At 86.3% G+C, this 384-nt stretch carries 1 protein-coding gene; it reads right to left on the reverse strand.

What is annotated here, in order from left to right:
* The coding region (locus AB4039_RS42550) for a hypothetical protein (protein WP_442273352.1) at positions 1 to 384 on the reverse strand (384 nt) is incomplete at both ends.

Consider the following 384-nt stretch of genomic DNA (forward strand, 5'->3'; position numbering starts at 1 on the left):
CCTCGGCGTCGGGCGCCTCAGGGGCGGCGACGGCGCGGGTGGCGCGGCGACGGGCACGCGGCGCGGGGGCGGCGGCCGGAGCCTCCTCCACCGCGGGCGCGGCGGGGGCCTCCTCGGCGACGGGCTCGGCGGCCGGGGCGGCGACGGGCGCGGCCGGGGCGGCGACGGCRCGGGTGGCACGRCGACGGGCACGCGGCGCCGGAGCGGCGGCCGGAGCCTCYTCCWCSACGGGCGCGGCGGGGGCCTCGGCAACGGGCTCGACGACCTCGACGGCGGCGGGCGCGGCCGGAGCGGCGACGGCGCGCGTGGCACGACGACGGGCACGCGGCGCGGGAGCGGCGGGAGCCTCCTCCACCGCGGGCGCGGCCGGAGCCTCCTCGACGA

The organism is Streptomyces sp. M-16, from assembly GCF_052114405.1.
GTDB lineage: Bacteria > Actinomycetota > Actinomycetes > Streptomycetales > Streptomycetaceae > Streptomyces.